This window comes from Nitrosococcus halophilus Nc 4 (assembly GCF_000024725.1).
In the GTDB taxonomy this organism is placed as follows: domain Bacteria; phylum Pseudomonadota; class Gammaproteobacteria; order Nitrosococcales; family Nitrosococcaceae; genus Nitrosococcus; species Nitrosococcus halophilus.
This window is the reverse complement of record NC_013960.1, coordinates 1,430,911-1,444,484: the sequence shown is the minus strand read 5'-3', so window position 1 is coordinate 1,444,484 and position 13,574 is coordinate 1,430,911. Positions and strand designations below refer to the sequence as shown.

Below are 13,574 nucleotides of genomic sequence, written 5' to 3'. Positions count from 1 at the left end.
ACTAGCACTCCTGTTAGCCGATATTTCCATTTTCTTTTTTAATAGACACGCATTGCTTCGTTCTGTGTGATCTAAACCTAGCCAACCCCATGCCTGGCAGCAGCAGTTCATAAGGCTCTCATGGTCGTCGCCGCCTGGAAGTTGAGCTCAAGCACAATGTCCTCACCCAACCCAAACGCAGGTATCTTTGAAAACATTGGTTTAAAAGCAAAGGTAGCGCTGACCCGGATATGGGCGGCATCAAATCCAGCAGCGGTAACTTCTGCCGGCGACCACCCTTCTAAGAGCGGACTACCGCTTCCCGTCGTATTTCCATACACCACCAAATTCTTGGTTTCCGCCTCAGTCGCCGCATCAATGTCAATCACCCCCGTCGCCCCCTTAATGGCATTGTCAGCCAGGTATCGCGCCCCATCCCGCACTGCTTTCGTCATGGTGTTGTACTGGTAAAAGGCACGGCCTAGCTCGGCTGTCCCCAGCATCAGCAGCAAAATCACCGGAAGCACGATGACAAACTCAGTCGCCGCAATGCCCCGTTGCCTGGCTTTCGTTGAATCACACGGTGGTATCATCATGGCTTACGAATCTTGGCTATCCGGGTCCTTATAAAGGACGATTTTGTACAGATCGAAGTCATCGTCATCGATGGGCGGCGCTTCGATGACGCTACCATCGGCCTTACACTCGGCGATGAACTGTCCATAGATTTCCTGGGTGTTACCTGAATGGGAGGTGGGTCGAGTCATGAAAAAGCAACCATAACCCAACACTTCCACCTCTCCTCTCCCATCCGTGGTGCCGGTGCAGTTGCCAAAGGGCACAGCCAATATTCGGCGTTGGGGGACACCCATCCCCTCCGGCTGGGGACTGTAGTCCCAAGGCCCGTTCTGCAGGCGGCTCAAGTAGCCCTCATGCCAAAAGTAGTTACCTGAAGAATCAAAATCCCGATAAGTCACCACATCAGGAGGAGCCTCGCTTGAAGACATGCCCCCCTGATAAATACCAAAACGGGTATTAAATCCTTGGGCCACAGGGCCTACGGTATTCCCTGGCTTGGTGGTGACACTATCCCCTTCAATACAACCTTCGTATTCACCGGAGAGGGCATCCCGGACACAATCTCCGCCTGGACCGCAATCAAGCTCAATCAGCTGAAAGTTACCGGGCCCCACTTCCCAATCACTACTGTTCCCCGAATGGGTTTTGAGCGTCTGTTCTTCCTCTCCACCCATGGAATAACCAAAGCAATTCCCATCGGAACAATCCGTATCCCCTGGATCGGCGCAAATGATCATAGGTGCGATATCACATTTTTTAGGCCCTAGGGGGATGGGGCCCGCAACCGCACTCCCCCCTACCGATTGGGTGTTGCCGATACCCGGGAGCACCTGGGCCAGCCAGACCTGCATGGGAAAGTCATTCACCCTGGCCCGGAGGTAACGGGGATTGATCCCCCCGGGAGCAAAGGGGGACAAGGTCTCAGAAACCTCCACCGTGGGAACCAAACCGGCATCCGCTAGTTCACCCTCAAGATGCATATTGAAGGTGGTTAAAGCAGCCGCAGTGGCCTGACCCACATCATGCATGTCGTTCAGGACCTTGGCACCGCTCAGGGCGGCGGCATCCAAGGCATTCTGCAAACGGGTTTTGTTCAGGTAAGCATGGCCCATGTCCAACGCCAGCCCGGCCATGCCGATAATAGCCACCATGCCGATAGTGAACAGAACCATAGTCACCCCCCGCTGGGAATGGGGCGTAGAAGGCAGTACGTTCATTTCAGTCCCTCATATTCACAAATAACAGTACCGATCACTGGCCGATGAGGATATTTAAGGGTAATTCTTTTTCCACTTTGCTAGGCTTGCCCACATCCTGGCGATATTCTTTCAGGGCCTCCCCCGCTTTAGCGCCGTCAAGTGCCGCCGGTGGTTCTACAGGAGGATTACGGGCGGCCTCTGGATCATAGATTTGCGCCTGAATCATATTGCGTACTGAATTGCCAAAGTCCTGCTCGACACGCACCGGATCAGTGCTGGTACAACCGAGCAGTAGCACCAGGGGAATTCCACTGGAAAAACAAAAGACTTTTATCAGGTTTGCTCGCATCGGGGCATGCTCCTTACAACTGGTGGCCAAAACGGTGACTCTCGGGGCCAATATCAATAATGCCCTGAGAAGATGGGGAGGAGTTCGACATTTCCCGCGCCTCCATTCTGCCCATTAAATAAAACTCAAGATCGGTAGGGGGGACAAAACTGTCCGTGGGCAGTTTGACCTGCTGGGGTGAAATGGGACGGGCTAAATGGGGAGTAACGAACATCACCAGTTCCGTCTGGCCGGACATAAATTCTTGGCTCCGGAATAGAGCCCCCAGGATCGGCACATCACCCAGGCCTGGAAGCTTAGTCACGAGTTCCCGAAGGTTATCGTTAATCAATCCGGCAATGCCGATGGTCTGACCATCGGCCAATTCCACTGTCGCTTTGGCGCTGCGCTTAGTCAGCGAAGGAATCACGAAGGTGTTTTCGGTGCCTTGGACTCCCAAGGTTACCGGGACATCCTGAGACAATTCGCTCACCGCCACATTGAGTTTAAGATTGATGCGGCCCGAATCCAAAACCAGCGGTAAGAAATTGACGATCACGCCAAACTCCTTGAATTCAATGGTCACATTGCCGGTAATGCCGCTCTGAGGGACCGGAATGGGAAACTCACCTCCCGAGACAAACTGGGCTTCTTGGCCCGTCAACGTCGTGAGGGTGGGTTCCGCCAAGACTTTGGCCAGCCCTTTCTGACGCGAGGCTTCCAGCACCGCTTCCAGGAAGAACTTGCTACTCAGGTAGCTCAGAAAGACCCCCTTATCTTGTATCCCGGGAGTATTGGGCTGAAAGAGATCAACCACGGGGCCAATGGGGCTGTCCTCTCCATTGAGAGAGCCTAAGATCGGAACCTCATTGCCACTGGGGGTCAAGGCATTGGGGAAGGAAGCCCCCCCACTGTTAGCACCAAACTTCCAGGGGCTGTCGAAGCTAAAGACATTAAAATTGGAGTCGAACCGTTTCAGTACCGTACGGGCAATCTCGGCGACCTTGATCTCCAGCATCACCTGATGAGCGCCGCCTACCTGCATCAGATTAACCACACTGCCTTTCTTACAGCCCTCCTGGTTCGCTCCACTGGCGCCACGCCCACCATCACCCTGTTGAATAATAATGGGCGTTCCTTGGGTGGTATCCCGCACCAAGACATTCGATTCGGCACTGATGCATTCGGGTAAAAATCCTTGGGCCAAATCCTCCGCCGCCTTCATCTTCACCACGCTCGAGACCTGACCACTGAGAATAATCCGTTCCTGGGCGGAATGGACTTCGATGACTTCACCGGGCAATAGCCGATGAAGTTTACGTTTTAACGTGTCCAGGTCATGGACGACTTCTATGTTGAAGGAAGCAAAAACCCGTTCATTTTTATCCCAAACCACCACATTGGTGGTGCCGAGGGCCTTACCCACCACATACAATTGACGGCTGTGGAGCATGAGAATATCGGCAATACCGGGATTACCCACGGAGATCCTCTTTGCTCTTTCTTCAAGCTCAATCACCCCAGACTTATATAAAGGAACCTGAAAGTCACCCTCGATATCGGATTGAATAATCAAATTCTCTGACTGCCTTGGGGTCAAGGGAGAGGTTTGCGCCAAAGCAAGAGAGGTCAGGCTGAAAAAAACAATAATATTAATGACGAGAAAAAATAAGATACCGGATAGCCAGGTTCGGCGATTGCCAACGACAAGATAATTTTTTTGCGGGGACATGCTGAGGACTCTCCTTTCTATAAATATAAGTCGCTGGCTAATCGTTCGGCGGCAAAATTAATCTCTTTAGATCTCCCTACTTATTTAAAAAACCTCAAGCGTTCTGACTCCTTCCAAGACTTAAACTAAAGCCTGACTTTGGAGATATCCACCTGGGTTCCCCGGATCACGGTGACCGAATCGGAAATCGGCTGCGGCGCTTTAGAATAGGTTTTCTTGGCCACCTTTACCGGTTCGGGATCTTTGATAACGGCCACATCTTGTGGATTGCGCAGAACCAGTTGAATGGTCCCCTCCTCGGTCGCTTTGAATAGCTTCTCTGCTTGCTTCGGATCAGCTTCCAGGGTCACCGCGCGCACCACCAGGGGCTGGTTTTTATCCTGGGAGGCCGTTTGATCCACCGCCAGGACTTTTAAGTTTTGCAAAATGGTCTCGATTTGAACTTTGTTTTGACTCCTATCAATTTTGCGTGAGGACAGGACATCCACCTGGTTGCCGGGCAAAAGAAAACCCGCCACACCGATGACGTCATTGACACGCACGGTCACCGCCCGTTTATCGCGAGGAACAATGGCCGACAAGGTGCTACCGCCAAGCTGCTCCACCGCCCGATCCTTCATGATCGGCTCGCCTGGATAAATTTTTTGACTGGCAACCCGGCCTTCCACGGCGGATGTCTCATGAAATATTCCCTCTGGCATGTTATCGGCAGGCCAGGAAATTACTTTCAGGTGCATCGTCTCTATTTTTTGTCCAAAGGGTATCTCCAGGGCAGCAACCACTACGGGAGCAGTCTCCGGAGCGACCACTTCTACCGGCCCAGGCTGCATCCGATCCTGGAGCCATTGATTGGCCATCCAAGTGGCGCCGGTACCCAGGACGATGGCGATGAAAAACAGCATCAAACTCTTACGCTTGATCATGTTGACCTCCTATTTGATTATGACGATAACTACAGTGCAGTCTCCGTAAATCAGCTTTTGTCACTCTCCAGTCCGACAAAATAACTCTGCCAGGCCAGATCCAGCATTTCTTTGGTCACTTGATTGGAAATCTCCAAGTAGCAGGCTTGGTCCAAGGCCATGGACAGCAAATCCCGCGGATGGCAAGGCAGCAGCGGCCGAGGACTGGAGCCATAAAGCTCCTCCAGCACATACCTCAACAGTTCCCCATCGAACTCGATGCCCCGCGCTTCACAGACTTGACGCCAGATTGCCGCATATTCTTTCGCATTCAGCTCTCCAAAGCGGATTTTGTAGCCCAGGCGGCGGAGAAAGGCCTCGTCGGCAAGGGCGCTGGGGTTCAAATTGGTGGAAAAAATCAGGATCACATCGAAGGGGACGGGAAAGCGCTTGCCCGAGGCCAAATTCAAATAGTCCTGCTGACTTTCCATGGGAACAATCCAGCGATTAAATAAATCTACCGGCGCCACCCGCTGGCGGCCCAAGTCGTCAAGGAGGTAGATCCCGTTATTGGCTTTGAGTTGTAACGGCGCTTGATAGACTTTAGTGGACGCCTCATAGCTGATTTCCAGCATATCCAAGGTTAATTCCCCCCCCGTGAGTACGGCGGGACGCTGGCAGAAGACAAAGCGGGGGTCGTACCCTTGCTCGAACAGCGCATGGGGGGTTCCCTCAGGATCTTTAATAGGCTGATGGAAGATGGGATCAAAGAGTTGAATGGGGGTATCGCCGACCGCAATGGCGTGGGGAATCAGCACCGGATCGCCCAGCATCCAAGCCAAGCGTTGGGCAATATAGGTCTTGCCGGTACCGGCAGGACCGTACACGAAAATGGCCCTACCGGAGTTCAGGGCCGGACCTAACTGATTTAAGAGATTATCGCGGATAACGATCTCAGAAAAGGCGGACTGCATCTGGGCCTGGGTGACCTGGTGATGATGGACGCTTTGGGCCTGCACGACCTGAATATATTGCGTTAACGACACCGGAGCCGGTCCCAGATAACCGCTTTTCATTAAAGACTCAAGGGCAAAAGCCCGGCCCCGATCCGTGAGTCCATAGCGCAAGGCGGTGGTTCCGTCCACACTGCCCCGGATTTCCACATAGGCTTCGCTGCGCATCAGGGCCAACACCGTTTCCAAAATCGATCCGGCTAACAGGGTTCTCGCCACCAACTCCCGGAGGGTGCTGACGCCTCCATCGTAGAGGTGCTTGGCGATCAATGCTTGCAAAAAATTCTGGCTAAGGCCCGTCTCCTCCACCGTTCGGGGACGGGGAGCTAGGGCGGCCAATTTCATTTCCATGGGGTCCATGGAAGGCTGCTCTGAAATTTGTCGTGCCAATGCGTCCACAAAAATCACCTCATTGAGTATTTACCCTAGGGCGACAACAAAAAGACCGCACCCAAAGTTCCCGCCGCAATGGCCACGGCATAGGGAAAGCGGGTATTCAAAGTCCTATTGATCTCCGGGGGAATGTAGGTTCCCGCCAATAACAGGAATTTGGCCGTGGTGGCATAGGGACGCCAGACTTCCAGAAAAATACCCCGGACAAGGAGTACCCCCATGCCAATCACTGAACCAGCCAAGAGGCTTAAAATGGCAACCCACAATATAGCTTTGGCCCCTAAAAAGGCGCCCACAGCCGCCAGGAGTTTCACATCCCCTGCCCCCATACCGCCGAGAAGATAAAAAGGCAGATACAACAATAAGCCGAGGGTCAATCCTCCCAGGCCAGAAAGTAATCCCTCCAGACCTAAAAACCAGACCTGTAATATCAGTCCTAGCAGAGCGCCGCCGAAGGTGAGCACATTGGGAATGCGATGAGATTTCAGATCCCGATAGCTGGCGGCAGCCAGCAGAAATCCTAAAAGACTAAAAGCCGTGAAACTGATAGAGGTAAGCATGGGTTTTACCTGGAAAGAGAATGAGTAAATTTTTAAAATGAGATGTCCCAGGAAAAATTAGGGAGGGGAGCCGAGCCCCTCCCTGCAGCGCTTTAGGCTCCTCCTACTTTTGCAAGCTCAGCATTAACTAACCCAATTACTCTCTCAATTTCACCTCCCAGAGCCATAAATACCGCAGCACCACCAACAACGATTAAACCACCCGCCACTGCATATTCGGTCATGGTCAAGCCTTCTTCATCGCGCAAGAAAGAACGGATTTTTTGGGTAAGATTGCTCATGATATCTTCCTCCATCGTTATAAATTTGTTAACTCAAGTTCATCACAGACAGCGGTAAAGTTGATGCAAGATTGATTAAGTTGTTTACCGTTGTCTGGTGGTCATTATGGGACAGAGAGGATTTAAGTGTTATAAAAATATTGCGTTCGATTAAGACTGTTTTGCTTTTCCCCTGCCGGCCTAGGAAACTTGGGAGGAAGAAGAAAAGGAAGTATGCAGGTTCTCCAGATCGGCCTTATAGCGAGAAGGGGTCATCCCCACATAGCGCCGAAAGGTGCGGGTAAAATAGGACAGATCCCGGAAACCCACGGTATAGCAAACATCCGTAACCGAGGCGCTCGGATTCTTAAGCAAGCGTACGGCCTCGGTCATCCGCCGCCGGATGACAAATTCTTGGAAGGTCATGCCATAGGCTTGCTTGAAACAGCGGCTAAACTGGAAAGGCGTCATGCCACAAAGCTCGGCTACCTCGGATTGGGAAATATTCTCATGGAGATTCTTTTCTATATAGGAGATTCCCGCATTAATGGCGTTTTTTTTTTGCGACAAAGGCCGAAAGCGGGCATCCGTGGGGATGGAATGGGGGGGTAAAATCGCTTTCCTGGGCACCCCTTGGTGCCGCTCTGCAATCACAAGCTCAAGACTTTCCATGCAGTGCAGAATATCGTCGACGACAAGGGGCTTTACAAAATAATCCCAAACCCGTGAACGAAACGCCCAGACAGCAAATGCCTCGGAATGCTGTTCCGTGACCAAGATAATGGGAATGGAGGGATAGTGGAGTTTAGTTTGCTGGAGGAATGAAAGCCTGGCGATGTCGGGATAATCGTATTCGAAAAAAAGGACCTGGGCTGCCGTCTCCGCTATCTTCTTGGGGATATCACCCGTCCAAGGAATGTGGTGAACGACAGCCCGCTGTTCCAGAATATGCCGGAGATCAGATCTAGCATCAGGTGGCGTTAACTCCCTCCCCTGCTGCCTCAGATCGATTAAAAGTAGGGTTAACCCTTCCGAAGTCGATGCTCCCTTCCTCATAATGGTCCCGAAATCTTCTCATACTGTGATTAATTTCCTCTATCTATCTGTTTCGGCACCTTGGCCTCTAGGTTTAACACGCTTGAAAATCAGGGTAGCTTGGAGCTGAACTCGGCATAGAGAGGCAACAAGTAGCGTACGCCGTGCGCACGAAAGGGCTAATAAATAGCTTCTTGCTGCCGATAAGTAAGACACCGCTCTTTGTAAAAATAGTTACATTTTATTTTCCCCATAAAATCGGCTAAGGATAAAAAATGGATATCCTCTATTCTCAACAATACCCACAAAGAATGAGATTACTCGTGCAGATAATGCTGCTAGCATTGTCTACATCACTTTTGGGTTGCGCCACCGCCACTAAGCCTCCTCCCGAGAATAGGGATGCCGTTGCCCCCGATCCCCAAGCTATTCAAAAGGCGATGGAGACCGGCGACCAAGCCCTTAAGGTAGGCAATAGGGATCTGGCTCTATTTCATTACGTGAAGGTCTTAACCTTAGACCCGGAAAATGTTGAGGCGCTCTATAAAATAGCCACGATACATCGGGAGAAAGGAAATACGGAGCTAGCCGAGAAAGCCTATCGGGACACCCTAAAACAAAAAGCGAATCATGCCGGGGCATTGGAAGGTTTCGGATTATTGCAACTCCATAAAAAGGAGTTTGACTTGGCGAAGGATAAATTAGCCGCCGCGGTTAAAATAGATCCAAAGCGCTGGCGGGCCCATAACGGCCTGGGGGTCATTGCCGATCTTCGCAAGGATTACGTCACCGCACAGCAACACTACCAAGCCGCCCTGGAAATTAAACCGGGACTTCCCTTGCTGCTCAATAACCTCGGGTATTCCCACTATCTTGCCGGGAATTGGAAATTGGCCCGTTCTTTCTTTGAAAAAATATTGGCCAAAGATTCCCGTCATGAAAAGGCCTGGGCCAATCTGGGTCTTATCTATGTACGTCAGGGTCATCATGATGAAGCGACAAGCGCCTTCCAAAATATTATGGACGAACCCGAATCCCTCTACCATATCGGCTATATTCTGATGATGGAAGGCGACCATCGAACCGCTGCAAATTATTTCCGTAAAGCCATCAGTGCTTCACCCACCTACTATCCAGAAGCCAATGATAATTTAGAGAAAATACAGGCCCTCTTTAAAGCAAACCGATAGAGGAGAACAATCATGTCTGGACAAAAAAGAAAAATGCCTACTTTGGTTTTAATTATTATCTTGGTGCTGACTATCATCGGTTCCCCCGCCTTCTCTCAAGAAAAAGAGCCGCAAAACACCGAAGAACCTAGATGGACAGCACCAGAAGCCCTGACAGAGGTTTTAATTCTTCGTCCTGTAGGGCTTGTGGGGACTATTGTGGGAACGGCGGTTTTTATTGGGATAAGTCCTCTTACTGCCCTCGCTAGTATCGCGGATAGAGAAGCTTTTAAAGTGACGGCTCAAACGCTAGTGGTCGCCCCTGCCGAGTTCACTTTTAAAAGGCCGCTAGGACACTATGAGAAGGATTATTATGCGCCCCCAAAGCAATAACCCGGCGCATTAAAGTATCTCGGCAAAAATTTTGAGAAGAATGCGGTCGATTTCACGTTGCTCAACCGCCCCTACGAGCTCCCGTGCGCTGTGCGCACGAAGAGGCGTCGGCGGGGGATGAATGCTAAAAGAAACAAACAATCCCTCAAAACTTTCGCTGGGGTATTTAATTAGAAGAAAATTAGCCTGAATTTTTCACCACCAAGACACAAAGGACACGAAAGTGAGGGAATCTCAGTCAGTTGGGAGAAATTGATGGATAGGCTCATTGCTAACGAAGCAAATTATTTTAACCTATTTAACTTTTTAATTTCTTTGTGATCTTAGTGCCTTTGTGGTGATCTCATGAATTATCCAGGTTAGAGCAGTTGCAGCATTAAGCTTACGGTACTTGCTCAGCAAGCCGTTCTAGAATAACAAGGGAAAAGGTATTGAGTATGGCATGTGCAAAAATTGCCGGCCATAGGGTCCCCCAACGTACCGTTAAAGCGGCAAGCACAATACCGAACAGGGTCGTTTGCGCTACCCCGATCCATCCTTGGTATAAATGACCTAATCCAAATAGAAAGGAGGATAACAAAATGGGCGCCCATAGGCCTCCCAGTGCGGTCCGGCATCGAGTCAAGAGGAAACCTCGAGCCATGATTTCCTCATACACGCCCACAAAGAACATCATGGCCGCGATTCCGGCAAACGGGACTTCACTGCCCAGTTGGGTGGCGATCACTTTGAGCTGATTTGCATGCTGCTTGAGCAATTGCGGGTCGATAATGAATGCCGCCGTTGTCAGCACCATGTTGGCGCCAATACAGCTTAACAGTCCTATCAGAGTCCGGCCCAGATCCTTGAAGGTGAGCGCCTGTAACCCAAGGTGCCGCCAACTCTGCCCCCGCATGGCCAGCAGGAGGCGTAAACCGAGGAGAATGAACACCCCCTGCAATATCAACAGCAACGAAAATTGATGTTGGGCCATCAATGCGCTCATAAGCCCAACCGCTACGCCACTCACCCCCACTAAGGCAAGGGCGAGAATAATATCAACCCATGCTTGCCGCCGGTTCATGTCAATACTCTACCTAAGTTTTTTTTAAACTGTAAAACAACCGCTAGAGAGATAGAAGCGCTTTCTGCAACAACTCCGCAGGATGATAGGCCAGGACTTGGGCACCATCTTTGATCTGGGCCCGGCAACTGGTGCCCGGTGCACATATCAGAGTGCCCGCCGGGGCCCGGCGAACCGCCGGCAATAACACCAACTCACCGATACGTAACGAAAGGTCATAATGCTCCTGTTCATAGCCAAAAGCACCCGCCATCCCGCAGCAACCTGAAGGAATAGCTTCTACCACCGCCCCTCCCATCAAGGCTAGCGTATCCAGAAGCGGTTGCATTCCAGCAAGGGCCTTCCCGTGACAATGGCCATGAACCAAAATACGGCGGCTTTGGTCATCGAAAAATGACGGATTAATGTGTCCAGCGACCGCCTCCCGGGCCATAAACTCTTCGAATAACTGGGCTTTGCTCGCAATGGCTTCAGCCCTATGGCGGCTCTCGCCAACGGGTAATAGAACCAAAGCCTCATCCCGGAATGTCAATAACTCCGACGGCTCCAACCCAATCAGCGGTTTGCCCTCGGCGGCATAGGGATAAAGGACCGCGATCGCTTCCTGAAATTGATCCTGGGCCTGAGTCAACAGACCCTGACTGATCTGAATCCTTCCCGAGGACAACCAGGGGGTCACGGTGACTCCATATCCCAATTGCTCTAGGCAATTGACGGCCGCCATCCCGATCTGGGGATCAAAGAACTCGGTCCAGAGATCATTGATGAGCACCACTTCGCCAAGACGACCCTTATGAGCAGGGGGGGAGCGGTCTCGAAGCTGGGAACTAAAGGTTCGGCGCGCCAGGGTGGGAAGTGGCCGTTGATGATGCAATTTTAATACTCGCCGAGACCACTTCAAAGCCAATAGCCCATTGACCACGGCGGGCAACAAGGAGCCTAGCCAGGCCAAACGTTGGAACTGACTCAACACCCGGGCGCGCCAGGGAAGTCCATAGCGGTTCTGGTATTGTTGCAAGAACTCTGCCTTCATGAGCGCTATGTCCACCCCGGCCGGGCATTCCGTCTTACAACCCTTGCAGGCCAGACATAGATCCAGCGCCTCTTTAAGCAAAGGGCTATCTCTACCTGTCAACCCTCCAGGCGAAGCCAACACTTGACGGAAAACATTGGCACGGCCCCGGGTGCCATGCTGCTCTTCCTGGGTGGCCATATAGGAGGGACACATGGTTCCCTGACCGGCCCGCTTGAGACAGACTCCCGCCCCATTGCAGCGGGCCGCAGCGCCTCGTAAGCCTTGGTCTTTGCCCCAATCTAGAAACGACAAAGTAGGCTCTACAGGGGTTTTCTGCTGGGTGCGAAGGGCTTCCAGCAGAGGGGGAGGCTCGAGGATTTTGCCAGGATTAAAATGCCAGTGGGGATCGGCCGCCTGCTTAATGCGGTGCAGCAGAGCAACAACCTCCTTGCCCAATAGGGTTTCCAAAAACGGGGCCCGTAACCGTCCGTCACCATGTTTGGCGGAGAAAACACCCCTAAACCCCTTCACTAACTCCACCATTTCAGTCATGATGGATTGAAAGCGGGCTTGATCTTCCGCCAGCTCCAAATCCAACTTGGGCCGCAAGTGCAACAATCCCCGTCCTGCCGAACCATAAATCACACAATCAACACCGTAACGGGCCATCAAAGCTTGCACCTGGGTAACATATTGGGGTAAATCCGCCACCGCAACCGCAGTATCTTCAATCCCGGTCACGGCCTTAAGTTTACCCGCTACCCCCATGAGCAACCCTAGGCCCGCACGGCGCACCGCCCATGCTTGTTCCGGGAATGGCAGCACAGGCGCCGCATAACTGCCATTCCCCGCGCCCAAGGCCCCCGCTAAAACCTCCCCCCGCTGCTGCAATGGGTCCCCATCACCTTCTAGCTCAACAAGCAGCACCGCCGCCGGCTCCCCTTCTATCCAGGCACAATTTTTTACCTGCTCCGGGTTGTTTCGGGCCAAATCCAATATCGTTTTATCCAATAACTCCACCGCCACCGGCTGGTGCTCTAACACCATGGCCACCGCCTGCAAGGCCTCCTCAAGGCTGCTAAAGTGCGCCCCAATCAGGGTCCGCTCCCCTGGCAGGGGAACCAGCTTTAAGGTGGCCTCGATAACCAGTGCCAAGGTTCCCTCGCTACCACAGAGGAAAGGCGCCAGGTTGAAAGGGGGGCCATCGCTCACCCAAGGTTGCCCCTGGGCTAATAGGTCCAAAGGATAACCCTCATTGCAAGGGATCCCGCGGGTACTAGGATAGTGCTCTAAAATAACTTCCCGCTGTTCCTCCACGGCCTCCACTACGGCACGGTAAATCTTCCCTTCCAGGGAGTTCAGCGCCAGTTTAGCTTCCAATTCGCCGGGGCTCAGGGGGTCAAAAAAAACCACACTACCATCACTGAGGACCGCCTTGATCGCAAACACATGGTCCCGAGTGGTCCCATAGCGGAGGCTGTGCAACCCCCAAGCATTGTTACCCATCATACCGCCTATCTGGCAGCGACTGCCGGTAGAGGGGTCCGGCGCAAACATCAACCCCAAGGGCCGAAGCTGCTCGTTCAAACCATCTAAGATGACTCCTGGCTGCACCCGCGCCTGGCAACCCTGGGCATCAATTTCCAGCACCTTAGTCAAATGCCGGGAAACGTCGACCACCAACCCTTCACCCACGCATTGGCCTGCCAGGCTGGTGCCCGCGGCACGGGGAATCAATGGAATCCGGTGGCGGTTAGCAAAGCCTATCAGCGTCACACAATCCTCGACACTGTGAGGTCGAACCACGCCTAAGGGAAGTTGCTGATAGGGAGAAGCATCGGTAGCATAAAGCATCCGGCTCAAACGATCGGTCAGCACCTCCCCCTGGATCGCTTTTGAAAGTTCTTGGAAGAGGTGATCGCTGCTTAATCGAGGCATCATGCTCCCTATTGCT

The 13,574-nt window shown here is 52.2% G+C and carries 13 protein-coding genes; 2 read left to right on the top strand and 11 right to left on the bottom strand.

Annotation, left to right across the window (positions count from 1 at the left end; genetic code table 11):
• Positions 1 to 107: 107 nt before the first annotated feature.
• The 9 genes from NHAL_RS06940 to NHAL_RS06900 form a co-directional block, all read right to left on the bottom strand.
• On the bottom strand, positions 108 to 575 hold the full coding sequence (locus NHAL_RS06940) for a TadE/TadG family type IV pilus assembly protein (RefSeq protein ID WP_013032465.1): 468 nt from the start codon (positions 573 to 575) through the stop codon (positions 108 to 110).
• A gap of 3 nt (positions 576 to 578) precedes the next feature.
• Positions 579 to 1,775, bottom strand: a complete 1,197-nt coding sequence (locus tag NHAL_RS06935) for a Tad domain-containing protein (RefSeq protein WP_013032464.1) — start codon at positions 1,773 to 1,775, stop codon at positions 579 to 581.
• 34 nt (positions 1,776 to 1,809) lie between these two features.
• Complete coding sequence (locus NHAL_RS06930) at positions 1,810 to 2,106, bottom strand: hypothetical protein (protein ID WP_013032463.1); 297 nt, start codon at positions 2,104 to 2,106, stop codon at positions 1,810 to 1,812.
• 13 nt (positions 2,107 to 2,119) lie between these two features.
• The gene (locus NHAL_RS06925; protein ID WP_013032462.1) at positions 2,120 to 3,817 is read right to left on the bottom strand and encodes a type II and III secretion system protein family protein; all 1,698 of its coding nucleotides are present in this window, start codon (positions 3,815 to 3,817) and stop codon (positions 2,120 to 2,122) included.
• Between the two features lie 125 nt (positions 3,818 to 3,942).
• Positions 3,943 to 4,740, bottom strand: coding sequence for a Flp pilus assembly protein CpaB (gene cpaB / locus NHAL_RS06920; protein WP_013032461.1), 798 nt, complete (start codon positions 4,738 to 4,740; stop codon positions 3,943 to 3,945).
• Positions 4,741 to 4,790: 50 nt separating this feature from the next.
• The gene (locus tag NHAL_RS06915) at positions 4,791 to 6,131 is read right to left on the bottom strand and encodes an ATP-binding protein (protein WP_013032460.1); all 1,341 of its coding nucleotides are present in this window, start codon (positions 6,129 to 6,131) and stop codon (positions 4,791 to 4,793) included.
• Positions 6,132 to 6,157: 26 nt separating this feature from the next.
• Positions 6,158 to 6,685, bottom strand: a complete 528-nt coding sequence (locus tag NHAL_RS06910) for an A24 family peptidase (RefSeq protein ID WP_013032459.1) — start codon at positions 6,683 to 6,685, stop codon at positions 6,158 to 6,160.
• 92 nt (positions 6,686 to 6,777) lie between these two features.
• On the bottom strand, positions 6,778 to 6,966 hold the full coding sequence (locus NHAL_RS06905) for a Flp family type IVb pilin (RefSeq protein WP_013032458.1): 189 nt from the start codon (positions 6,964 to 6,966) through the stop codon (positions 6,778 to 6,780).
• A gap of 180 nt (positions 6,967 to 7,146) precedes the next feature.
• Positions 7,147 to 8,001, bottom strand: coding sequence for a helix-turn-helix transcriptional regulator (locus tag NHAL_RS06900; protein ID WP_013032457.1), 855 nt, complete (start codon positions 7,999 to 8,001; stop codon positions 7,147 to 7,149).
• A gap of 323 nt (positions 8,002 to 8,324) precedes the next feature.
• Here NHAL_RS06900 and NHAL_RS06895 point away from each other — a divergent pair, with 323 nt between their 5' ends.
• Together NHAL_RS06895 and NHAL_RS21490 are read left to right on the top strand one after the other, a co-directional pair.
• On the top strand, positions 8,325 to 9,170 hold the full coding sequence (locus NHAL_RS06895) for a tetratricopeptide repeat protein (RefSeq protein ID WP_162010821.1): 846 nt from the start codon (positions 8,325 to 8,327) through the stop codon (positions 9,168 to 9,170).
• A 12-nt stretch (positions 9,171 to 9,182) separates the two neighbouring features.
• Positions 9,183 to 9,542: a hypothetical protein gene (locus NHAL_RS21490; protein WP_013032455.1), complete on the top strand. Its 360-nt coding sequence runs from the start codon at positions 9,183 to 9,185 to the stop codon at positions 9,540 to 9,542.
• Positions 9,543 to 9,924: 382 nt separating this feature from the next.
• Here the strand turns inward: NHAL_RS21490 and NHAL_RS06885 are convergent, their stop codons facing one another.
• Both NHAL_RS06885 and NHAL_RS06880 read right to left on the bottom strand, forming a co-directional pair.
• Positions 9,925 to 10,605 (bottom strand): CPBP family intramembrane glutamic endopeptidase, encoded by a 681-nt coding sequence (locus tag NHAL_RS06885; protein ID WP_013032454.1) that lies wholly within the window; start codon positions 10,603 to 10,605, stop codon positions 9,925 to 9,927.
• A gap of 43 nt (positions 10,606 to 10,648) precedes the next feature.
• Positions 10,649 to 13,561, bottom strand: a complete 2,913-nt coding sequence (locus tag NHAL_RS06880) for an FAD-binding and (Fe-S)-binding domain-containing protein (RefSeq protein WP_238985461.1) — start codon at positions 13,559 to 13,561, stop codon at positions 10,649 to 10,651.
• Between the last annotated feature and the right edge of the window lie 13 nt (positions 13,562 to 13,574).

Bases quoted from the DNA above. Each gene is read 5' to 3' on its own strand.
- cpaB (WP_013032461.1), bottom strand. From the start codon at position 4,740: ATGATCAAGCGTAAGAGTTTGATGCTGTTTTTCATCGCCATCGTCCTG.
- NHAL_RS21490 (WP_013032455.1), top strand. From the start codon at position 9,183: ATGTCTGGACAAAAAAGAAAAATGCCTACTTTGGTTTTAATTATTATC.
- NHAL_RS06905 (WP_013032458.1), bottom strand. From the start codon at position 6,966: ATGAGCAATCTTACCCAAAAAATCCGTTCTTTCTTGCGCGATGAAGAA.
- NHAL_RS06935 (WP_013032464.1), bottom strand. From the start codon at position 1,775: ATGAACGTACTGCCTTCTACGCCCCATTCCCAGCGGGGGGTGACTATG.
- NHAL_RS06940 (WP_013032465.1), bottom strand. From the start codon at position 575: ATGATGATACCACCGTGTGATTCAACGAAAGCCAGGCAACGGGGCATT.
- NHAL_RS06930 (WP_013032463.1), bottom strand. From the start codon at position 2,106: ATGCGAGCAAACCTGATAAAAGTCTTTTGTTTTTCCAGTGGAATTCCC.
- NHAL_RS06880 (WP_238985461.1), bottom strand. From the start codon at position 13,561: ATGATGCCTCGATTAAGCAGCGATCACCTCTTCCAAGAACTTTCAAAA.
- NHAL_RS06910 (WP_013032459.1), bottom strand. From the start codon at position 6,685: ATGCTTACCTCTATCAGTTTCACGGCTTTTAGTCTTTTAGGATTTCTG.
- NHAL_RS06925 (WP_013032462.1), bottom strand. From the start codon at position 3,817: ATGTCCCCGCAAAAAAATTATCTTGTCGTTGGCAATCGCCGAACCTGG.
- NHAL_RS06885 (WP_013032454.1), bottom strand. From the start codon at position 10,605: ATGAACCGGCGGCAAGCATGGGTTGATATTATTCTCGCCCTTGCCTTA.
- NHAL_RS06900 (WP_013032457.1), bottom strand. From the start codon at position 8,001: ATGAGGAAGGGAGCATCGACTTCGGAAGGGTTAACCCTACTTTTAATC.